We start from the raw sequence: 20,277 nt of genomic DNA on the forward strand, positions 1-20,277 counted from the left end.
GCCTCCCGTCCGTCGGGTGGTCGCGTTCAGCGACCGGTGTGCGTCACGCAAGAGCGCATCCGCACGCACGCCCGCTCAGTGGCGACGGAAGTACCCGTTCGCGCCGCCGACGTACATCAGGATCGTGGCGATGAGCACCGCGATGCCACCGATGAACCCGAAGGCGTTGCCACCCGAGGCCGCGCCGACGCCGACGCCGATGAGCTGCAGGACCGCGAGGACCGTCAGCACGATGCGGGCCCAGTTGCGGCCGTCGCGCATCTTGAAGACGATGATGAGCTCGATCACGGCGAGGATGAACGCGAAGATCGCGCCGCCGACGAGCGGGGCGGTGCCGACACTGTCAGCGACGTCGGCGGAGGAGCCCGACGTGAGGTTGATGATGCCCTGCAGGATGTTCGCCAGGACCACCACCAGCCAGATGACGAACGCGACGGTGACGGACGTGGGACGACTGGACGTCGATGCCATGGGGAGTGCCTTTCTCGATGGACCACGTTCAGCGGCCTCTCAGAGAACGTACTTGCGGGCGTGACCGCTGTCCGGATGTGCCCGAAGGTCACAGAGCGGTAACGACGGCAGATCGGTCCAAACCCTTCGCGGCAGGGTGCCGAATCACCTGCAACGACCGGGAAACACCCGGAGCGCTCACCAGCCGCACATCGCTGGTTCTCCACTCCACCAAGGGTGTGTTCGGCGCGCACACAGCAGCCGCGCCGAGCGCGACAACAGCAAAGGACTGATCACGATGCGTAAGAGCCTCAAGACCTCCATCACCCTCGCCACGACCGGCGCCCTCGTCCTCGGCGGTGCCGCGTTCGGGATCTCCTCCGCCCAGGCCGCGACCCCGAACGTGCACACGGTGTCCTCGTCGTCGTCGAAGATCCCCGCACCCGTCGCCTCGGTCCCCGAGGTCCTCGGTGGCTCCACCGCCGTGAAGCTCGACTCCGGCTTCACCGACGCCCTCACCGCCCTGAAGCTCACCCCCGGCGTCTCCGGCGATGCAACCCTTGCTGACGGGTCGGTGTCGTTCCCGATCACCGCCGGGTCGGTCACCTACTGGTCCCCGGATGGCAACTACCGCCCGTACGTGCAGGGCCTGCTGAACCACGACGACTCGGGGCTGACCCTGAAGGCCGGCGACACCACCGTCACGCTGGAGAACTTCGTCGTGAACCCGGGCTCGTCCAAGCTCTACGGCGACGTCCTCGTCAACGGCAAGGTCGCCGCGGCCAACGCGTTCCTGTTCGAGCTGCACGGCGGCTCCCTCAAGCCCCTCCAGCTCGAGGGCGACAACGCCATCCTCACCGGCACCACCGTCCACATCACCGAAGACGCCGCTGGCCTGCTGAACAAGACCTTCGGCACCGACGCCGTCAAGCGCGGCCTCCTCGTCGGCACCGCCACCATCACCGCACAGATCAAGTAACACCTGCCGCAACACCGCACGACGCGAAGAGTCGCTCCGCCGATCAGGGCGGAGCGGCTCTTCGTCGTTCGCGGTTCCGCACCGGTACTGCTTCTCCCAGTGGCCGAGCCTACGATCGAGCGAATGCCCGCTCCTCGCTCAACCCAGACCGACGACCGACCCGGGCCGGACGACTTCATCCGCGTCCGTGGTGCCCGCGAGAACAACCTGCGCGACGTCGACGTGGACATCCCCCGCGACCGGATCGTCGCGTTCACCGGCGTCTCCGGCTCCGGCAAGTCCTCGCTCGCCTTCGGCACCGTCTTCGCCGAGGCCCAGCGCCGGTTCCTCGAGTCCGTCGCCCCGTACGCGCGGCGGCTGATCGCGCAGGGTTCCACCCCGCACGTCGACTCGATCACCGGACTGCCGCCCGCCGTCGCCCTGCAGCAGCGTCGCGGCGCCCCGAGTTCCCGTTCCACCGTCGGCACCATGACCACGCTGTCGAACTCGATGCGCATGCTCTACTCGCGCGCCGGCACGTACCCGTCCGGTGCCGACCGGCTCGAGTCGGACTCCTTCTCGCCGAACACCGTCGCCGGCGCCTGCCCCCGGTGCCACGGCATCGGGACCGCGCACGAGGTCACCGAGACATCGGCCGTGCACGATCCGTCGCTGAGCATCCGCGACGGCGCGATCACCGCCTGGCCCGGTGCGTGGCAGGGCAAGAACCTGCGCGACGTCACCGCCGTGCTCGGCTACGACATCGACCGCCCGTGGCGTGAGCTGTCGCGCGAGGACCGTGACTGGCTGCTCTTCACCGAGGAACAGCCCGTCGTGCAGGTGCAGCCGAAGCGCGACCGCGTGGCCAAGCCCTACAAGGGCCGGTTCTGGAGCGCCCGCCAGTTCGTCCTGCACACCCTCGCCGACTCGCAGAGCGAGACCCAGCGCAAGAAGGTGCTGCAGTTCGTCGAGTCCGGCCCGTGCGGGCTCTGCGGAGGCACCGGCCTGACCCGAGCCGCCCTCGCCGTGACGATCGGCGGCCACTCGATCGCCGAGCTGAACGCGCTGCCGCTGACCGGCCTGGCCGACGTCCTGCGCCCGATCGCGGCGATCACGGATGCGGCAGCGGCGACGTCGCGGGCATCGTCCGGCGAGCACACCGAGGTCGCCGTGGCGATCTCCCGCGACCTGCTCACCCGTGTCGAGGTCCTGGTCGGCCTGGGTCTCGGGTACCTGGCGCTCGACCGCGCCACCCCGACGCTCTCCCCCGGCGAGAGCCAGCGGCTGCGGATCGCGACGCAGCTGCGCTCCGGCCTGTTCGGCGTCGTCTACGTGCTCGACGAACCGAGCGCCGGGCTGCACCCCGCCGATGCCGAGTCCCTCGTCGACGTCCTCGACGACCTGCGCGCCGGCGGCAACAGCGTCTTCGTCGTCGAACACGACATGAGCATCGTGCGCCGAGCCGACTGGATCGTCGACGTCGGCCCCCGCGCGGGCACCGGCGGCGGCACCGTCCTGTACAGCGGCCCCGTCGCCGGCCTGGCCGAGGTCGAGGCCTCGGTCACCCGGCGCTTCCTGGAGCCCCGGCAGCCGACCGCCGACCGTGCCGTCCGCGCCCCGATCGGCACGCTCGAGCTCCGCGACCTCACCCTGCACAACCTGCGGGGGCTCGACGTCGACCTGCCGCTCGGTGTCCTCACCGCGGTCACCGGGGTCAGCGGGTCCGGCAAGTCGTCGCTCGTCGGTGGCGTGCTGCCCGGCGTCGCGACGTCGCACCCGCTCATCGACCGCGTCGTGCAGGTCGACCAGAAGCCGATCGGCCGGACGCCCCGCTCGAACCTCGCCACCTACACCGGCCTGTTCGACGCGGTCCGGGCAGCCTTCGCCCAGACCGACGACGCCAAGGCCCGCGGTTGGACCGCCGGACGGTTCTCGTTCAACGTCGCCGGCGGCCGGTGCGAGGTCTGCCAGGGCGAGGGGTCGGTGTCCGTCGAACTCCTCTTCCTGCCGGGCAGCTGGGCACCGTGCCCCGAGTGCCACGGCTCCCGCTACACCGCCGAGACGCTCGAGGTCCGGTGGAACGGGGCGTCCATCGCCGACGTCCTCGGCATGACCGTCGACGAAGCGGCGCCGTTCCTGGCGTCCCTGCCCGCAGCCGGGCGAGGGCTCGAGACCCTCCGCGAGGTCGGTCTCGGCTACCTGCGGCTCGGCCAGCCCGCTCCGGAGCTGTCCGGCGGCGAGGCGCAGCGCATCAAGCTCGCCACGGAACTGCAGCGCGCGCGGACCGGTCACACCCTGTACCTGCTCGACGAGCCCACCACCGGCCTGCACCCGGCCGACGTCGAGCTGCTCACCGCCCAGCTCGCCCGACTGACCGACGCGGGCAACACCGTCGTCGTTGTCGAGCACGCCATGGACGTCGTCGCGAGCGCCGACCACGTCATCGACATGGGCCCGTCCGGCGGTGTCGAGGGTGGCCAGGTGGTCGCCTCCGGTACGCCCGTCGAGGTCGCCGCCTCGACGACCAGCCGGACCGCCCCGTACCTGCGGGACCAGCTCGGTCGCTGACGCAGAAGTGCCCGCCAGGATCGCTCCTGGCGGGCACTTCGTGGCTGCCGCTGGTTACCGCTGGACCGCTTCCGGCGCGTCGTCGCGGAAGAAGTCGCTGCCACTGTGCGTGTAGCCGACCTCACCCGTCCGACGCCACTGCTTGCGGACGCGCTTGAAGGTGGTGATGCGTGCAGGTTCGACGTTCTCGTCGCTCGTGTAGGCGCTCATGGCTGATCTCCCTGTGTGATTGGCCGTGGTTCCTTGACCCCCCGAAATGGAGGCTAGCGAGGGGCTCGGAGGCGAGTTCGCAATCCGTCCCGGAACGTCCGTGGAACGCAATTCCGGCCGTGCCGAAGGCCGGAACGCGCCCCTCCGGCACCTGGTGCTCGTCCACGCGGAACGAGGATCCCCGCATGACCGGCTGCGATCATGGTGGCTTCGACCAGATCAGGAGGACGAGCGTGGCCGCTGCGAACCGAGCCGTGATCATCGACGCAGGGGGCGACGTCACTGCCGACCTCGGCGATCGCTACGAAGCGGGCGCGCTGGTGGAGTGGGCGAGCGTCACGAAGACCGTGACCGCCGCCGCCGTGCTCGTTCTCCTCGCTGAACGGGACATCCCACGGGACACCCCCGCCCGGGACCTGTTGCCGGACGTCCCCGACGACGCCACCTACACGGTCGACGACTTGATCCGACACCGCTCGGGCCTGCCCCGTGTGCACCAGGGCGTGTCGGCCGGGATCGTCGGCGACCCGTACGCGGACGTGTCCGAGGCGGACGTCACCCGTGCGCTGCGCCAGACCCCGACGACACCGGGTGAGCGGGACTACTCCAACCTCGGCTACGCGGTGCTCGGTCGGCTGCTCGAGCACGTCGCGCAGGAGGCATGGTCCACGGTCGCCGAGCGGACGGTCCTGGCTCCGCTCGGCATCACCAGCGCCACCCTCGACCCGGCACCCGAACGACGAACCCTGCTCCGGTCGTGGCGGGGCCGTCCCCGTGAACCCTGGACCGTCGGATCAGGTCCCTACGCACCGGCCGCCGGGATCTGGTCGACCATGTCCGACCTCCTGCGCTTCGGCGTGGGGATCGGACGCATCGAGCCGGACTTCCTGGCGTGGGAGCACCGCGACGGGCTGATCTGGCACAGCGGGCAGACACGGGACGCCGGCGTCTGTCTGCTCCGTCACGGCGACGTCACGATCGCGTCGCACGCCCTCGGCGCAGCGCCCGGAGCTGCTGACCGGCTCGCCGTCCGACGCCTCCGTGCCGTGGGAGTCGTCGCGTGAGCGCCGGCACGCGGGCTGGAGATGTCCTGCAAGTGGCCCTGGAGGACTCCCGGCAGCGCTCGTTCAAGCGTCTGGCCCGGACGACGGCGGCATTGGCCCTGGCCGCGATGGGCGGTGCCGGTGAGGACTTCCTGCCGAGCTTCGACCTGGTCGTCCGCCGTCGTGACGACGGCGCGGAGGTCCTCCGGACGCGAGCCGGAGACGCGGATCAGGCCGAACGGCTCCTCGAGACCGTGGAACGAGACCTGGACGAGAAGGACGTCACGACGTTCGTCAGCGAGTGGCGCGTCATCGAGCGCTGAGGGAGCGCGCGGGCGGGCTCAGGAACGCAGGCCGAGCACCAGGTCGTGGACCACGCGCGCTGCGCGTGCCGCGGCGTCGTCCAGGTGCTCACGGAACTCGGCGCCGTCCGGCGCGCAGAGGTCGCTGATGCACCGGACCGACACGAACGGCATGTCGTGCACGTGGGCGAACTGCGCGATCGCGGCCGACTCCATGTCGACCGCGGCCACCTCGGGGAACGCGACCCGGAGCGCGCGGGCACGGCCCTCGGTCACGAAGACCTCACTCGAGCCGATGGTCGCCGACCGCAGCGGCCACGCGATCTCGGCGCCCATCGCGAGCTCGACGAGCCGGGCGTCCGGCGCGTAGCCGGTCGGCATGCCGGGGACCTGGCCCAGGGCGTAGCCGAACGCGGTGGCGTCGGCGTTGAGGTTGACGTACCGGTCGCCGACCACGACGTCACCGATGGCGACACCGTGCATGAGCCCGCCGGCGGTCCCGACGCTGATCACCGGGATGCCCGGGCCGAAGTCGTGGAAGCCGTGGGCGACCGCGGCCGTGGCGTTCGTGAAGCCGATGCCGCTGCGGCGCACGACGACCGTGGCGCCGCCGATGTCGAGCAGCTGGTGCGGGTCGTGGCCACCGACGGGGCCGTCGAGGACGGGGACGCCGCCGAAGAGGTCGGCGAAGGCCGAGACCTCTTCGCTCATGGCCGCGATGATGATCGCGACGGGTTGCTGCTGCACTGATCGATCGTCCCACGCCTGGCGCGCGCGGACGTGCAGGTCGGATGGTCGCGGTCGCTACCGGCGGGGGTCCTGGCGGGCCAGCTCGTCGGCGACGAAGGCGGCGAGCGCGTCGGCGCCGAAGTGGTCGTCGGCGGTGATGGTGACGACGGTGCCCGGGTCGTTGCTCGCCTCGGTCTCGTCGAACAGCAGCATCTGACCGTACGCACCGTGCAGCCGCCAGAGTCGGCCGGGACCACCCCATCCGGCCATCGCGTACCGCTCGTAGCCGGGCCCGGTCCCCTCGCGCTCGACCCAGTCGGTGTGCATCGCGTCGCACCACCGCGCGCTGACGATCCGCTGTCCGTCGACGACCCCGCGGTCGCGGATCAGGCGTCCGATGCGGGCGAGCTCCTCGGTGCGGAGCGACAGTCCCTCGCCCGCTGCGACGAACCCGTTCGGGCAGCGTTGCCACTCGACGTCCTGGATGCCCAGCGGCGCGAACAGTCGCTCGGTGACGAACGCGCCGACGTCGCCGACCCGGGTCTCGAGCACGCGCATCGCCGTGTAGGTGCTGGCGTTCGCGTACTGGAACACCCGGCCGCGGGACGGTCGCCGCAGGAACTCGGCCGCCAGGTCCGGCCAGTCCGTCAGCTCGGTCGCCGACCAGGGCATGTCGATCCCGCTCGTCATGGTGAGCAGATGTCGGAGGGTGACCCGGTCGACGCCGTCGCCGAGCGCGAGCCCGGTCTCCGTACCGAGGCCGGTGCCGGTGCCGACCAGGGAGGTCGCGATCGGTTCGTCGAGGTCGACCAGGCCGTCGTCGGCGGCGATGCCGGTGGCCAGGACGCAGACTCCCTTCGCGGCGGAGTGGATCTCGCGTTGGACGTCGGGGGTCCAGTGGTGCTCGGCGACGTCGTCGGCGGTGCTCTCGGCGCCCAGAGCCGCAGTCCGCGTGCGCACGTGGATGCCGTGTGCGGCGAACCCGGTGGTGTCGATGTGCCGGACGACGGCGTCGAGGATGGTCGCGGCGGTGTGCACAACCCCATCCTCTCGTGGCCGAGCAGCTGCGGGCACGGGCAGGGGCCGTCGCGTACCGTCCGGCTCGTGTCCGACGAACAGCCCCGCCGCCCCGATCCCACCCGCGTCGGCGACCAGCCCGCGCTCCGGACGGCGTCGGGCTCGAACTGGCTCGTGTGGGGAGCCGTCACGGCCGTGATCGTCGCCGCGGTGATGGTGCTCATGGCGCTCCGGGCGCCGGCGATCGGCTGGCCAGCGCTCGTGCTCGTCGTCGTGTTGTTCGTGACGATGGTCGTGGTGCGCGCCGCCGTCCGGCCGCAGCGCACCCGACTCGTCACCCTGGCCCTGCTCGACCTCGGCATCGTGGTCGTCGGGCTGGTGGCGACCCTGGCGGTCCTGTACTCGACGCCGGCAGGCTGACCGCCTGACCGCCTGACCGCTCCAGCACCTCAGCGGCGGACGAGCACCCCGGCGACGAGTCGGAGCAGCAGGGCGACCACGCCGACCACGGCGATGCCGACCGACACGACCGTCGCCATCAGCAGTCGAAGGCCGTCCGGCACGGCCGTCTCGTCGGACGTGGGGAGGAACGCCGTCGTGACGAACACGCAGCCCGCGGCGATCAGGAACAACACCCCGATGATCGTCACGGCCCGCAGCGCGGCCGGCACCGGTTCGTGGTCACCCGGTCGAGCCGGACGAGCCCTGGCCCCCTCGGTCTCCCAGTCCGCCAGTTCCGTCATGGTGGTCCCCCTTCGTCGGGACGATCGTAGGGCCCGGACCGGCCCCGACGGCGCTGGTGCGGCCCGAGACGGTCGCGACGCCGGACGGGAGGCCCGTGACGGGCCCGCACCGCGCCTCCAGTCCGGTGCCGGTCGCGACCAGTGCACGTGGCCGGCTACGCGCTGTCGGCCACCGTCGGCTGCGCCTGCCGCAGCCCGGTGACCAGGAGGGTCACGATCGTCCGGACGTCGTAGTCGGGGTCCTGGGGGCTCCACGCCACCAGGTCGCCGACGGCCCGGAGCAGCTGGTACGGCGGGGTCGGCGCGGCCACCTCGCCGGATGCCCGCGCGGCGTCGAGCAGCCGGCCGAGCACGGGCACGAGCTCGTCGACGAACAGGGTGTGCAGCGCCGTGAAGCCGTCGGCGTCGCCCTCCCAGACGCGCGCCAGACCGTGCTTGGTGCCGAGGAAGTCGACGAACTGGTGCACCCAGCGCAGCAGGGCGGCGAACGGCGTCGGCTCCGAGCCGAGCAGCGCCGGCCCCGCGTCGACCAGGGCCTCGATCTGGTGCCGGTAGACGGCGACGACCAGGTCCGAACGGGTCGGGAAGTGCCGGTAGAGCGTGCCGACCCCGACCCCCGCGGCGGTGGCGACCTCGCGCACCGGTGCGCCGACGCCCGAGGCGGCGAAGACCGCGGCAGCGGCGTCGAGGATCGTGCGCTCGTTGCGCTCGACGTCGCGACGGCGACGCGGCGCGGGGTCGGGCGACGGGGTGCTCATGCCTCGATCATCGCACGACACCGACGCGATGCGGAACAGTGCTCCGCTTCCTCTTGCAATCCGGATCGTTGTTCCGTATCGTTCCGGAACGTCGCTCCGTTTCGGACGACGATCGCTCCGACACGGGCGACACCGCATCCCGGAAAGGCCCACATGGCACCCACAGCACCTCGACCGCAGGTCATCAGCGTGCGCCCCGTCACGCTTCCCGCACCCTCGCGCGGTCAGGACCTCGAGGTCCGGATCACCGCACCGACGACCGGCACCGACCTGCCCGTCATCGTCTTCGCCCACGGCTTCGGCCAGTCCATGACCGGCGGCGACCCCCTGGTCGACCACTGGACCGCGAACGGCTTCGTCGTCGTCCAGCCGACGTTCCTCGACGCGAAGACCTACGGGCTGACGCTCGACGACCCGCGCTACCCGACCATCTGGCGGACGCGCGTCGACGACCTCGAGCGGGTGCTCGACGACCTCGACCAGATCATCGACGCGGTCCCCGGTCTGAGCGGGCGCGTCGACACCGCGCGCATCGCCGCGGTCGGACACTCGTGGGGCGGACAGTCCGTGGGGATGCTGCTCGGGGCCCGCGTCCTGGACGCCGACGGGCGGCCGGGCGAGGACCGCACCGACCACCGCGTGCGCGCGGGGGTCCTGCTGTCCACCACCGGGATCGCGCGCGGCGACCTCGTGCCGTTCGCGCAGGAGCACTTCGCGTTCATGAGCCCCGACTTCAGCCAGCTGCACACCCCGTCACTGGTCGTCGCCGGCGACCACGACCAGTCCCAGCTCTCGACGCGAGGCCCGGACTGGTTCACCGACGTCTACCACCTGAGCCCCGGCGCCCGGCACCTGGTGACCGTCCACGGCGGGGAGCACCTGCTCGGCGGGATCCAGGACTACGAGTCGACCGCCACCACGGACGAGAGCCCCGAGCGTGTGGACCTCGTCCGCCACACCACGACGGCGTTCCTCCGGACCGAGCTCGGCCTCGACCCCGACGCGTGGTCGGCGGTCGCCGACGCCGTCGGCCCTGCTGCCGCCGTCGGCCCTGCTGCCGCCGTCGGCCCTGCTGCCGCCGTCGGCCACATCGAATCGAAGGAATACCACTCGTGATCACCCACCAGCACCCCCTGCCCACTCCGTTCACCGCCGCGTCCACAGCCGCCGACGTCCTGGACGGCGTCGACCTGACCGGCCGGAACGTCGTCGTGACCGGCGGACACAGCCGCCTCGGCCGCGAGACCAGCCGCGCCCTCGCGGCGGCCGGCGCCGACGTCACGGTCGCCTCCCGCGACGTCGAACGGGCATCCGCAGCCGTCGCCGACATCCCGGGCATCCACGTCGAGGCCCTCGACCTCACCGACCCGTCGTCGGTCGACGCCTTCGCCGCGCGCTGGTCGGCCTCCGGCCGCCCGCTGCACATGCTCGTGAACAGTGCCGCGATGCTCTTCACCCCGGACCGTCGGCTCGACGGCCGCGGCAACGAACTGGCTTTCTCGACGACGCACCTGGGGCACTTCCAGCTCACGCGGGCGCTCCTCCCCGCCCTCCTGGAGGCCCGTGGTGCGCGGGTCCTGACCGTCACCTCCGGTGCGGCGCGGTTCGGGCAGATCCGGTGGGACGACCTGACGTTCGCCCACGGGTACGACCCGGTCACCGCGTACGGGCAGTCGAAGCGGGCGAACGTCCTGTTCACGGTGGAACTCGACCGCCGGTACGCCGACCAGGGCATCCGCGCCTTCGCCGCGCACCCGGGCGTCATCATCGGCCCTGGCCCGCACGACGCTTCTCGGATCGCCTCCTACCGCGAGCAGGGACTGGTCGACGACCACGGGGTGACCGTCGTCGACCCCGAGGTCGGCAAGAAGACCGTCGAGCAGGGCGCAGCGACACTCGTGTTCGGTGCCGCGAGCCCGCTGCTCGACGGCGTCGGCGGGGTCTACCTGAAGGACAGCGACGTCGCCGTCATCGACGACCGGGTCCTGCCCCTGACCGCGGACCGCATCCCGTCGGACGCGAACTCGGCGATGCTCGACGCAGACGACGCCCGGCGGCTGTGGGAGGTCAGCGAGGGGCTCCTGGCCTGATCGCCGTCGGCCGGGGGCCTCGTCTGCTCACTCTTCTCGTCGTCCTCGCTACTGTGTGACGGTGCTGACCGTGCGGATCGAGAGCCCCCGGCAGGACGACGTCCTGCACCTGCTGCAGCAGGGTGACGACTACGGACTGAGCCTCTACCCGGCCGAGAACTACCACGCGCTCGACGTCGACGACCTGGACCAGCCCGACGTCACGTTCCTGGTGGCGCGCGAGGACGGCACCGCCCTCGGCACGGTGGCGCTCGTCGACGCCGGCGACGGCACCGGCGAGGTCAAGCGGATGTTCGTGAGCGACGCCGCGCGTGGGCTCGGCGTGGGGACGCGGTTGCTCGACGCCCTGCACGACCGGGCCCGCGCGGTCGGTATCGGGACCGTCCGGCTCGAGACCGGCCTGCCGCAGGCCGCGGCCATCGCGCTGTACCGGAAGGCCGGGTACGCGGACATCCCCCGGTTCGGCCCGTACGTCGACGACCCGACGAGCGTGTGCATGGAGCAGCAGCTCGTCTGACCGGTGTTCGGTCCCGACGTAGGATCGCGTGTGAGCTCCGAGCACCCCGAACCCAGCGGCATCGACCCTGACGACCTGACCGTCGCGCTCCGGGTGCTCGAGCAGCTGCCGTCGATCGACGAGACGCACCCGGACTTCATCCGGGTCCGCCAGGCCACCGCGAAGATGTTCAAGGCCGTCAAGCGTGCGCACCGCCTCGAGAAGCGCGGCGTCATCGCCGAGGCCGATCGCCGGGTGATCGCCGCCACCGCCACCGGGGCCGCCGATCGGATCGACGACGAGACCCGCGGCGTCCTGATCAGCGCCTCGACCGCATCGACGACCGCCGGCACGCTGCTGAAGTCACGGCCCTGCTACATGTGCAAGCAGCACTACACGGTCGTCGACGCGTTCTACCACCAGCTCTGCCCGGCGTGCGCTCGTCTGAGCCACGCGAAGCGCGAGGCTCGGACGGACCTGACCGGCAAGCGGGCGCTGCTCACCGGCGGCCGCGCGAAGATCGGCATGTACATCGCCCTCCGGCTGCTGCGCGACGGGGCCCACACCACCATCACCACGCGGTTCCCCCGCGACGCGGTGCGCCGGTTCGCGAGCCTGCCCGACTCGGCCGACTGGATGGACCGGTTGAAGGTCGTCGGCATCGACCTGCGCGACCCCGCCCAGGTGATCGGGCTCGCCGAGGACGTCGCAGCGTCCGGCCCCCTCGACATCCTGATCAACAACGCCACCCAGACCGTGCGCCGGTCGACCGGGGCCTACCAGCCGCTGGTCGACGCGGAACTCGCGCCGCTGCCCGACGGACCGCTGCCCGAACTCGTGACCTTCGGGCACACGAACGACCAGCACCCGCTGGCGCTCGCCCGCTCGGTGGCCGCGCACCCGATCCTCGCTGCCGCCGCAGCTCGGGCCGACGAACTGACCGAACAGGCGATGGCGCCGGGATCGAGCTCGCTCGAACGACTCGCCCTGGGCACCGCCATCGACGCCGGCGGCCTGGTCCCCGACCTGCACGACGAGAACTCGTGGACCCAGCAGGTCGACGAGGTCGACCCCCTCGAGATGCTCGAGGTCCAGCTGGCCAACACCACGGCGCCGTTCATCCTCATCTCGAAGCTCCGCCCCGCGATGGCCGCGAGCACAGGACGCCGCACCTACGTGGTGAACGTCAGCGCCATGGAAGGGGTGTTCGGCCGCGCCTACAAGGGGCCGGGTCACCCGCACACGAACATGGCGAAGGCCGCCGTGAACATGCTCACCCGCACGAGCGCGCAGGAGATGTTCGAGACCGACAACATCCTGATGACGAGCGTCGACACCGGGTGGATCACCGACGAACGGCCGCACCCCACGAAGGTCCGGCTCGCCGAAGAGGGCTTCCACGCGCCGCTCGACCTGGTCGACGGCGCAGCCCGTGTCTACGACCCGATCGTCCGGGGCGAAGCGGGCGAGGACGTGTTCGGTGTCTTCCTGAAGGACTACGCGCCGAGTTCGTGGTGACCGGCCGTCTCCTCAGACCTGGAGCCGCCGCCCCGCGACCCTCGATGCGCCACTGACGAACCGCTCGAAGACTGCACGGGCCGACAGGTCTGCGCCGATGTCGAGGTGCGTCGGGACGATTCCCCGTTCGTCGGACACCATGAGCTCGGCGTCGCCCGAATCCCAGACGAGCAAGTCGTAGGCGATCAGATCGGACTCCACCAACAGGTGCGTGCTCCGGTTGTCCCGGTCCTCGGGCGAGCGCCGCAACTCGGTGTTCACGGCGTCGGCCTCGAGCTGCGCGATCAAGAGCGAGCCCCAGCGGTGGAAGTCATCCGAGATGGTCACTGCGCACACCCGCTCTCGCTCCCGCCGCGACGGACGACCCGCCCGCTCCGCCTCCAGGATTCGAACCCGGACCTAACGGCACCAAAGGCCGTCGTGCTGCCATTACACCAAGGCGGAACGCACCCGCAGGTGCTCCTCCATCCTCCCACGACCGACGAGGCTGGCTGTCCGCTCCGGGTTCGGCCAAGATGGAGGGATGCCGCACGAGGACGAGGTCGATCGCATCGTCGCGGCGTGGGGTCGTGAGCGCGCCGACCTCGACTTCGGCCCGCTCGAGGTGCTGTCCCGCGTGGACCGGCTCGCCCGACACCTGGACCGTGCCCGGCGGACGGCGTTCGACGCGAGCGACATGGAGCCGTGGGAGTTCGACGTCCTGTCGGCCCTGCGCCGCGCGGGTGAGCCGTACGAGCTGAGCCCGAAGACCCTGCTGCAGCAGACCCTGGTGTCGAGCGGCACGATGACGAACCGGGTGGACCGCCTGGCGGCCCGCGGCTTCGTGGGGCGTCGGACCGACCCGAAGGACGGCCGCGGCATCCTCGTCTCGCTGACGAGCAAGGGCCGGGTGGCGGTGGACGCGGCGATCGCGGACCTGCTGGCCGCCGAGCGGGACATCCTGTCCGGGGTCTCCGCCGACGAGCAGGGTCAGTTGGCCGGGCTGCTCCGCCGGCTCATCCTGGGCCTCGGGGACTGAGCGAAAGCGTGGCACGGGCCGAGCGGCCCCGGCGTAGCGTGCGGCGCATGCACGCCATCACCCTCGCCGTCGCCGACGTCGCTCGATCGGCTGAGTTCTACCGCGCCCTGCTCGGTATCGAGGGCAGCGGCGTCATCGGCACCGAGTACCCCGCCACCGAGACGCAGGCCGGCGGCACCACGGCGATGTTCACCCTCGACGACGGCCTGATCGTCAGCGTCTACGGCCGAGACGACATGGCGAAGGACTCCGGCGTGCAACTGGCCACGGCACCGAGCAGCGCGATCGGGCACTTCACGAGCAGTCAGGCAGAGGCCGAGGCGTTCCTCGAGCGAGCACAGGCAGCGGGAGCCACGATGCGCGAACCTCCGTACACGCGCCCGTGGGGCATGTGGTCCGGCTTCTTCCAGGACCCGGACGGCCACCTGTGGGAGGTCGTGGCGAACCCCGGCGGTGGGGCCCCCGAGGACGCCACACCGACGGACAGCGGCCAGGACGCGGTCGACCCCGCGTCCGTCGAGTAGACCGGCTCAGACCCCGAGCAGCTCCGCGACCTCGAGCCAGCGCTCCTCGAGCTGCTCGACCTCGGCCTCGAGCGCACCGAGCTTCGCCTGCAGTTCGCCGAGTCCGGCGTAGTCGGACTGGTCGTGCGTCGCGAACTGGTCGAGCAGCTTCTTGCGGTCCGCGCCGACCTTCGCGATCTTCCGGTCGAGCGCCGACATCTCCTTCTCGGCCGTCCGCCGGTCCGCTCCCGACAGGGCGGACGCACCGGCGGCCTTGGACCCGGCCACGGCACCGGCCGAGCCGGTCCCGCCGACGGTGTCGGGCCTCCCGGCAGACGCGGCGGCAGCCGCAGAGGCGGTCCCGCCACCGGTTCCGGCCTCGCGCAGACGCATGTACTCGTCGACGCCGCCGGGCAGGTGGCGCAGGTGCCCGCCGAGCACGGCGTACTGCTGGTCGGTGACGCGCTCGAGCAGGTACCGGTCGTGGCTGACGACCAGCAGGGTGCCGGGCCAGGTGTCGAGCAGGTCCTCCATGGCGGCGAGCATGTCGGTGTCGAGGTCGTTGGTGGGCTCGTCGAGGATGAGCACGTTCGGCTCGTCGAGCAGGATGAGCATGAGCTGCAGGCGCCGCTTCTGCCCACCGGACAGGTCCTTGACGGGCGTGGAGAGTTGCTCCGAGGTGAAGCCGAGCCGCTCGAGCAGCTGCGACGGCGTCATCTCCTTGCCGTCGGCGACGTAGCTCGTCTTCTTGCGGGCCACCACCTCGCGCACGCGGTCGTCGGCGAACTGCTGCAGGTCGGCGAGCTGCTGGTCGAGCACCGCGACCTGCACCGTCTTGCCGGTCTTCACCCGCCCGCTCGTCGGCTGCAGTCGCCCGGAGACCAGGTTGAGCAGCGTGGACTTGCCGGCGCCGTTCGGGCCGAGGATGCCGGTTCGCTCCCCCGGTGCGATGCGCCACTCGATGCGGTCGAGGATCTGCGTGCCGTCGAACGAGACGCTCACGTCGAGCAGGTCGACGACGTCCTTGCCGAGGCGCGCGGTCGCCGTCCGGGACAGCGCGACGGTGTCGCGGATCGGCGGGACGTCGTCGATCAGGGCGTTCGCCGCGTCGATGCGGAACTTCGGCTTGCTCGTGCGGGCCGGGGCGCCGCGGCGGAGCCACGCGAGCTCCTTGCGGGCCAGGTTCTGCCGGCGCTGCTCGATCGTGGCGGCCTGCCGGTCACGCTCGACGCGCTGCAGGATGTACGCGGCGTAGCCACCTTCGAAGGGGTCGACGACGCCGTCGTGGACCTCCCACGTGTCGGTCGACACGGCGTCCAGGAACCACCGGTCGTGCGTCACGACGACCATGCCGCCCTGGTTCGACGACCAGCGGCGGTTGATGTGCCCGGCGAGCCACTCGATGCCCTCGACGTCCAGGTGGTTGGTCGGCTCGTCCAGGAACAGGACGTCCCAGTCGCCGACCAGCAGCCGCGCGAGGGCCACACGACGACGCTGCCCACCGGACAGCTCGTCGACGCTGACGTCCCACGGGATGTCCGAGACCAGACCGCCGATGATGTCGCGGATCTTCGGGTCACCGGCCCACTCGTGCTCCTCGAGGTCACCGACGACGGTGCTGCCGACGGTCGCGCCCTCGGGCAGGATGTCGCGCTGGTCCAGGTAGCCGATGGTCAGCCCGCGGCGGTGCGTGACGCGGCCGCCGTCCGGCTCGAGGCGCTGGGACAGCAGGGCGAGGAGGGTCGACTTGCCATCGCCGTTCCGGCCGACGACGCCGATCCGGTCGCCCTCGTCGATGCCGAGGGTGACGTTGTCGAAGACGACCTTGGTGGGGAACTCGAGATGCAGGTTCTCGGCGCCGAGGAGATGTGCCACGCGTCAAGGGTAGGTGGCGCGGCGGGGTGGTGGGTGCGGGCGGCGGTTGGACCGGTTGGCCGGTCGGTTCTGGTCGCACGGTGCGCGCTTTTTCGAGTGGTGCGAGGTTGCCCGCTCGGTGCGAGCCTGTAGCGGCACACGGAGCGCGCAACCTCGCACCAATCGACAGACCGCGCACGGTGCGTCGGTCTGGAGGCCCGGGTCAGCTCGCGGGAGCGGTGTCGCCCTCGCCCGCGGCTTCCTTCGCGCGCTTCAGGCGGGCCTGCGCCTCCCAGTACTCGATCTCGCGCTCGAGCTCGGCGAGCTCCTGCTCGGTACCGGTGACGCGCTTGGCGCCGTGGGCACTGCGGGCGTCGCCGAGGGTGGCGTACCGGTCCTCGTGGCGGGTCGGCTCGATGTAGCGACCGTGGTTCCGTTCGCCCGGAGCCCAGTCGTGGCCGATGGCGAACCAGACGATGCTGCCGACGACGGGGACCAGGATCACGAGGATCACCCACGCGATCTTCGGCAGGCCGCGGATCTGGTCATCCGTCTTCGACAGGATGTCGATCAGGGCGAAGACCAGCAGGATGACGGTGATCCCGGGCAGCAAGACGCTCATGTTCGCGATTCTATGGATCCGCTTGGAGTCTCACCATGCCCCGAACGAGCGTCCCGGTTGCGAAGGTGCACAGGGTGGGCGTCGAGGTACCGGCGGGCGAGCACCGCGGACCGTGCAGTCCATGCGAACTGCCCCGCGGCGGCGATGCCACCCGCCAGGTAGACGGGCCAGAGCGTGACGCCGGAGAACGCGACGGCCGCCCACACGACCACGAGGCCCGCGGTCAGCTGGATCCCGGTGCCGTCGGTGAGTTCGACGGCCCGAGCCCGCACGATCGCCAGCCGGTCGGTGGGGGCAGCGCGCCGCCCGGTCGCGGCCGCGGTCACCGCCCGCTGCTCGCGTTGCTGCAACGGCGCGAGCACCGCCACCGGCCGAGCAGCCACGCCGTTCCGTCTCCGGCGGATGCTGACCTGGACGGCTTCACTGAGACCGGCCACGAAGCCCAGTCCAGCGACCACGGCCGAGAGCGTGAAACGAGCGTCGGAGCCGGCGGGCAGGACGATCGCCCCGACGCCGAGCACCACCAACACCAGCACGATCGCCAGGACGAACCAACGCACCTGCAGGACAGCACCCGGGGGCTGCGCCGAGACGGCGCGAGCACGTTCCTCGGACTCGGCCCACCGGCGTTCCACCACCGTCGGTTCGATATTCGACCGTCCGGCAGACGTCACAGCGCCGCGACCCACTCGTCCGTCCCGTCGGTGAACAGCTGGTGCTTCCAGATCGGCACGCGCTCCTTCACGAGGTCGACCAGGGCACCGCACGCGACGAACGCCTGCGCCCGGTGCGACGACGACACCGCTGCGGCGAGCGCGACGTCCCCGATGCCGAGCGCCCCGACGCGGTGCAGCACGGCGATCCGGACGTCGGGGTGGTCCTCGGCGATGGCCCGGGCGACCTCGGTGATGACGTCGCCGGCACTGGGATGCCGCTCGTAGTCGAGCGCGGTGACGCCCTTGCCACCGTCGTGGTCTCGGACGATGCCGGCGAAGGTCACCACGGCGCCGTCCTGTTCGGTGGCCACCACGGCTGCGACTTCGTCGACGCTGATGTCGCGGTCGACGACGTCGGCCAGCACGACCCGTGCGGCGGCCTCGGTGGTGCTCACGAGGCGCTCCGCGGGGCGTGGCCCTCGCCGTGCACCTGTGCGACCACGTGGTCGAGTACTCCGTCGAGCACGGCGAGCCCGTCGGACACCCCACCGCGCGACCCGGGCAGGGTGACGAGCAGACAGCCGGCGTTCGTGACCCCGGCGACGCCGCGGGTGAGCAGGGCGGTCGGGCCGGCACCCGCGAGTCCGCGTCGACGGATCTCCTCGGTGATGCCGGGCAGTTCGAGGTCGATCAGCCCCGCCACCGCCTCGGGGGTCCGGTCGGTCGGGGTGACCCCGGTGCCGCCGGTGGTGATGACGACCCGGGCGTCGGCCAGGAGTTCCGCGGTGACGGTCTCGGTGATCGCGCCGCCGTCGGGGACGATGATCGGGTCGCTCGTGGTGAACCCGTGGTCGCGCAGCCAGTCGGCGATGACGGGTCCGGTGCGGTCGAGTGCGGGGTCGGCGGCGGCCTGCGTGGACACCACGACGACGGCGGCTCGGCCCCTGGTCGGCTCGGCGGTCATCGGTTGCTCCAGTCCCCGGAGCGTCCGCCGTGCTTCTCGAGCACGCGGACGTCCGTGATCACGGCCGCTCGGTCGACGGCCTTCACCATGTCGTACACCGTCAGGGCGGCGACGCTCGCCCCGGTCAGGGCTTCCATCTCGACGCCGGTGCGCGAGGTCGTGCGGACCGACACCTCGATCAGCACGCGGTCGTCGGCGCCGGTGATGTCGACCTGCACGCCGGCGATCGGCAGCGGGTGGCACAGCGGGATCAGGTCAGAGGTCTTCTTCACCGCCATGATCGCGGCGATGCGGGCGGTGCCGACGACCTCGCCCTTGGGCAGCGAGCCGTCGAGGATGCGTGCGACGACGTCGGGACGGGTCACGACGGTGGCGGTGGCGGTGGCCGACCGGTCGGTGACGTCCTTCGCGGAGACGTCGACCATGTGCGCGCTGCCGTCAGCGCGGACGTGCGACAGCTGGTCGGAGGCGGACGAGTCGGTCATCGGAGGCTCCAGACGGTCAGGGGGTCGCCGACTTCGACGGTGTCGACCCCCACGGGGACGTGCACCAGGTGGGTGGCGGCGGCGTAGTGGACGAGCAGGTGCGAACTCGGCCCACCGACGAAGTGCACGGCCCCGTCCTGCACCCGGCCGCGACGGACCTGGTGCTTGGCGACGGGTGAGCCGGCAGCGGACGCCGCCGGCAGGACCTGCGTGGGGCGGTCCGGCGTGAGTCCGACGGCGGCGGCGAGCAGGGGGCGCAGGAACACCTCGAACGAGACGAGCGCCGACACCGGGTTGCCGGGGAAGGACACGACCGGCACGGCGCGACCGTCTCCGAACAGGACGCTGCCGAACGCTTGCGGCCCACCCGGTTGCATCGCGACCGGCGTCACCGCGAGCCCCCGGGGTTCGAGCGCCTGTCGCACGACCTCGTACGCCCCGGCGCTGATGCCCCCGGTGGTCAGCACGAGGTCGGCCCAGTCCCCCACGGCTGCATCGAGCGCCCGGTCGAAGGCAGCGACGTCGTCGGGCACCCGGACGGCTCGCGAGTCCGCACCGACCTGGGCAAGGGCTGCCCGCAGCGCGATGCCGTTCGCGTCGCCGATGGTCGCCGCATCCGTGTCGGCACCCTGCAGCTCGGACCCGGTCGACACGACGAGGACCCGCAGTGGTCGGCGCACCGACACGGTCGTCACCCCCGCAGCAGCCAGCGCGCCGAGCAGCGCCGGCGTGACGGCGGAACCGGCCGGAGCGAGCTCGGCACCGGCGGGCAGGTCGCTGCCGGTCACCCGCACGAAGGTGCCGGCGGTCAGGTCGGCGGGCACCGTCACCCGGGGCAGCTCGAGCGCCGCCGGGAACGCACCGGGCTCGGTCGCCTCGACCGGGAACACCGCGTCGGCACCGGCTGGGATCCGTGCACCGGTCATGATCGGCGCGGCCGTGCCGGGCTCGAGCGGCTCGGGCACCACGCCGGCCGGGATGGGTGCGACGACCCGGACGGCCTGCCCCGCGTCCGCGGCCTGCACGGCGAACCCGTCCATCTGACTGTTGTCGAACGGCGGCAGCGGAACGGGCGACAGGACGGCCGCCGCGAGCACGCGGTGAGCGAACCCAGCACCGGCACCGGCACCGGCGAGTTCGTCGAGCGGCAGTTCTTCTGCTCCGAGGCCCGCCACCACCGGCGCGAGCAACGCCGCCAGGTCGTCGCGGTGCTGACCGATCGTTCGCACAGGTGCCTCCGAACAGGGGGTTGGTGGCGCCGCTCCCGGTTCGCCCGGTGGCGCCGTCAGTAGC

Annotated in this window: 25 protein-coding genes and 1 tRNA gene; 11 read left to right on the forward strand and 15 right to left on the reverse strand. The window is 71.7% G+C overall.

Features of this window, described 5'->3' with window-relative positions; all coding sequences use genetic code 11:
• Window positions 1-75: 75 nt before the first annotated feature.
• Window positions 76-471: a hypothetical protein gene (locus tag BIU91_RS14170; RefSeq protein ID WP_071405987.1), complete on the reverse strand. Its 396-nt coding sequence runs from the start codon at window positions 469-471 to the stop codon at window positions 76-78.
• A gap of 277 nt (window positions 472-748) precedes the next feature.
• Between BIU91_RS14170 and BIU91_RS14175 the strand changes: the two genes are divergently transcribed.
• Together BIU91_RS14175 and BIU91_RS14180 are read left to right on the forward strand one after the other, a co-directional pair.
• Window positions 749-1,429 carry a hypothetical protein gene (locus BIU91_RS14175; RefSeq protein WP_071405988.1) on the forward strand — a complete coding sequence of 227 codons (681 nt, stop codon included), beginning with the start codon at window positions 749-751 and terminating at the stop codon, window positions 1,427-1,429.
• Between the two features lie 123 nt (window positions 1,430-1,552).
• Window positions 1,553-3,976 (forward strand): excinuclease ABC subunit UvrA, encoded by a 2,424-nt coding sequence (locus tag BIU91_RS14180; RefSeq protein WP_071405989.1) that lies wholly within the window; start codon window positions 1,553-1,555, stop codon window positions 3,974-3,976.
• A 54-nt stretch (window positions 3,977-4,030) separates the two neighbouring features.
• Here the strand turns inward: BIU91_RS14180 and BIU91_RS18985 are convergent, their stop codons facing one another.
• Window positions 4,031-4,186, reverse strand: coding sequence for a hypothetical protein (locus BIU91_RS18985; RefSeq protein ID WP_155896774.1), 156 nt, complete (start codon window positions 4,184-4,186; stop codon window positions 4,031-4,033).
• Between the two features lie 185 nt (window positions 4,187-4,371).
• On the opposite strand from BIU91_RS18985, the gene BIU91_RS14185 reads away from it, so the two are divergent.
• Both BIU91_RS14185 and BIU91_RS14190 read left to right on the forward strand, forming a co-directional pair.
• The gene (locus BIU91_RS14185; RefSeq protein WP_084741292.1) at window positions 4,372-5,250 is read left to right on the forward strand and encodes a serine hydrolase domain-containing protein; all 879 of its coding nucleotides are present in this window, start codon (window positions 4,372-4,374) and stop codon (window positions 5,248-5,250) included.
• A complete protein-coding gene (locus tag BIU91_RS14190) occupies window positions 5,247-5,552 on the forward strand; it encodes a hypothetical protein (protein WP_139196528.1) in 306 nt (101 codons plus the stop codon). The genes BIU91_RS14185 and BIU91_RS14190 overlap by 4 nt, the downstream gene beginning before the upstream one ends.
• An 18-nt stretch (window positions 5,553-5,570) precedes the next feature.
• Here the strand turns inward: BIU91_RS14190 and mtnN are convergent, their stop codons facing one another.
• Together mtnN and BIU91_RS14200 are read right to left on the reverse strand one after the other, a co-directional pair.
• On the reverse strand, window positions 5,571-6,278 hold the full coding sequence (gene mtnN / locus BIU91_RS14195) for a 5'-methylthioadenosine/S-adenosylhomocysteine nucleosidase (RefSeq protein WP_084741295.1): 708 nt from the start codon (window positions 6,276-6,278) through the stop codon (window positions 5,571-5,573).
• A gap of 57 nt (window positions 6,279-6,335) precedes the next feature.
• A complete protein-coding gene (locus BIU91_RS14200) occupies window positions 6,336-7,298 on the reverse strand; it encodes a serine hydrolase domain-containing protein (RefSeq protein ID WP_071405992.1) in 963 nt (320 codons plus the stop codon).
• Between the two features lie 66 nt (window positions 7,299-7,364).
• On the opposite strand from BIU91_RS14200, the gene BIU91_RS14205 reads away from it, so the two are divergent.
• Entirely contained in the window at window positions 7,365-7,697 is a 333-nt protein-coding gene (locus tag BIU91_RS14205; protein ID WP_139196527.1) for a hypothetical protein, read from the forward strand.
• A gap of 29 nt (window positions 7,698-7,726) precedes the next feature.
• Here the strand turns inward: BIU91_RS14205 and BIU91_RS14210 are convergent, their stop codons facing one another.
• Entirely contained in the window at window positions 7,727-8,020 is a 294-nt protein-coding gene (locus BIU91_RS14210; RefSeq protein ID WP_071405994.1) for a hypothetical protein, read from the reverse strand.
• Between the two features lie 155 nt (window positions 8,021-8,175).
• Entirely contained in the window at window positions 8,176-8,778 is a 603-nt protein-coding gene (locus tag BIU91_RS14215) for a TetR/AcrR family transcriptional regulator (RefSeq protein WP_071405995.1), read from the reverse strand.
• A gap of 153 nt (window positions 8,779-8,931) precedes the next feature.
• Here BIU91_RS14215 and BIU91_RS14220 point away from each other — a divergent pair, with 153 nt between their 5' ends.
• The 4 genes from BIU91_RS14220 (at window position 8,932) to BIU91_RS14235 (ending at window position 12,882) form a co-directional block, all read left to right on the forward strand.
• Window positions 8,932-9,894 (forward strand): chlorophyllase, encoded by a 963-nt coding sequence (locus BIU91_RS14220; protein ID WP_084741300.1) that lies wholly within the window; start codon window positions 8,932-8,934, stop codon window positions 9,892-9,894.
• Window positions 9,891-10,868, forward strand: coding sequence for an SDR family NAD(P)-dependent oxidoreductase (locus tag BIU91_RS14225; RefSeq protein WP_071405997.1), 978 nt, complete (start codon window positions 9,891-9,893; stop codon window positions 10,866-10,868). The genes BIU91_RS14220 and BIU91_RS14225 overlap by 4 nt, the downstream gene beginning before the upstream one ends.
• A 61-nt stretch (window positions 10,869-10,929) precedes the next feature.
• The gene (locus BIU91_RS14230) at window positions 10,930-11,385 is read left to right on the forward strand and encodes a GNAT family N-acetyltransferase (protein WP_111100045.1); all 456 of its coding nucleotides are present in this window, start codon (window positions 10,930-10,932) and stop codon (window positions 11,383-11,385) included.
• Between the two features lie 30 nt (window positions 11,386-11,415).
• A complete protein-coding gene (locus tag BIU91_RS14235) occupies window positions 11,416-12,882 on the forward strand; it encodes an SDR family oxidoreductase (RefSeq protein ID WP_071405998.1) in 1,467 nt (488 codons plus the stop codon).
• Between the two features lie 12 nt (window positions 12,883-12,894).
• Here BIU91_RS14235 and BIU91_RS14240 read toward each other — a convergent pair whose 3' ends face one another.
• Both BIU91_RS14240 and BIU91_RS14245 read right to left on the reverse strand, forming a co-directional pair.
• A complete protein-coding gene (locus tag BIU91_RS14240; RefSeq protein ID WP_139196867.1) occupies window positions 12,895-13,170 on the reverse strand; it encodes a hypothetical protein in 276 nt (91 codons plus the stop codon).
• Between the two features lie 84 nt (window positions 13,171-13,254).
• Window positions 13,255-13,326 (reverse strand) — tRNA-Gln (locus tag BIU91_RS14245).
• A gap of 79 nt (window positions 13,327-13,405) precedes the next feature.
• Between BIU91_RS14245 and BIU91_RS14250 the strand changes: the two genes are divergently transcribed.
• Together BIU91_RS14250 and BIU91_RS14255 are read left to right on the forward strand one after the other, a co-directional pair.
• Window positions 13,406-13,900, forward strand: a complete 495-nt coding sequence (locus tag BIU91_RS14250) for a MarR family transcriptional regulator (RefSeq protein WP_071406000.1) — start codon at window positions 13,406-13,408, stop codon at window positions 13,898-13,900.
• 47 nt (window positions 13,901-13,947) lie between these two features.
• On the forward strand, window positions 13,948-14,424 hold the full coding sequence (locus BIU91_RS14255) for a VOC family protein (protein WP_071406001.1): 477 nt from the start codon (window positions 13,948-13,950) through the stop codon (window positions 14,422-14,424).
• Window positions 14,425-14,430: 6 nt separating this feature from the next.
• Here BIU91_RS14255 and BIU91_RS14260 read toward each other — a convergent pair whose 3' ends face one another.
• From BIU91_RS14260 to glp, 7 genes are all read right to left on the reverse strand, one after another.
• Window positions 14,431-16,278: an ABC-F family ATP-binding cassette domain-containing protein gene (locus BIU91_RS14260; RefSeq protein WP_071248222.1), complete on the reverse strand. Its 1,848-nt coding sequence runs from the start codon at window positions 16,276-16,278 to the stop codon at window positions 14,431-14,433.
• Window positions 16,279-16,480: 202 nt separating this feature from the next.
• Window positions 16,481-16,879 carry a PLDc N-terminal domain-containing protein gene (locus BIU91_RS14265; protein ID WP_071406002.1) on the reverse strand — a complete coding sequence of 133 codons (399 nt, stop codon included), beginning with the start codon at window positions 16,877-16,879 and terminating at the stop codon, window positions 16,481-16,483.
• A complete protein-coding gene (locus BIU91_RS14270) occupies window positions 16,876-17,517 on the reverse strand; it encodes a hypothetical protein (protein WP_071406003.1) in 642 nt (213 codons plus the stop codon). Before BIU91_RS14270 ends, BIU91_RS14265 begins: the two co-directional genes overlap by 4 nt.
• A gap of 32 nt (window positions 17,518-17,549) precedes the next feature.
• Entirely contained in the window at window positions 17,550-17,990 is a 441-nt protein-coding gene (locus tag BIU91_RS14275) for a molybdenum cofactor biosynthesis protein MoaE (RefSeq protein WP_071406004.1), read from the reverse strand.
• Window positions 17,987-18,499, reverse strand: a complete 513-nt coding sequence (locus tag BIU91_RS14280; RefSeq protein WP_071406005.1) for a molybdopterin-binding protein — start codon at window positions 18,497-18,499, stop codon at window positions 17,987-17,989. The genes BIU91_RS14275 and BIU91_RS14280 overlap by 4 nt, the downstream gene beginning before the upstream one ends.
• Window positions 18,496-18,984 carry a cyclic pyranopterin monophosphate synthase MoaC gene (gene moaC / locus BIU91_RS14285; RefSeq protein WP_071406006.1) on the reverse strand — a complete coding sequence of 163 codons (489 nt, stop codon included), beginning with the start codon at window positions 18,982-18,984 and terminating at the stop codon, window positions 18,496-18,498. The genes BIU91_RS14280 and moaC overlap by 4 nt, the downstream gene beginning before the upstream one ends.
• The gene (gene glp, locus BIU91_RS14290; protein ID WP_071406007.1) at window positions 18,981-20,213 is read right to left on the reverse strand and encodes a gephyrin-like molybdotransferase Glp; all 1,233 of its coding nucleotides are present in this window, start codon (window positions 20,211-20,213) and stop codon (window positions 18,981-18,983) included. Before glp ends, moaC begins: the two co-directional genes overlap by 4 nt.
• Window positions 20,214-20,277: the final 64 nt, after the last annotated feature.

This window comes from Curtobacterium sp. MMLR14_002 (genome assembly GCF_001864975.1).
GTDB lineage: Bacteria > Actinomycetota > Actinomycetes > Actinomycetales > Microbacteriaceae > Curtobacterium > Curtobacterium flaccumfaciens.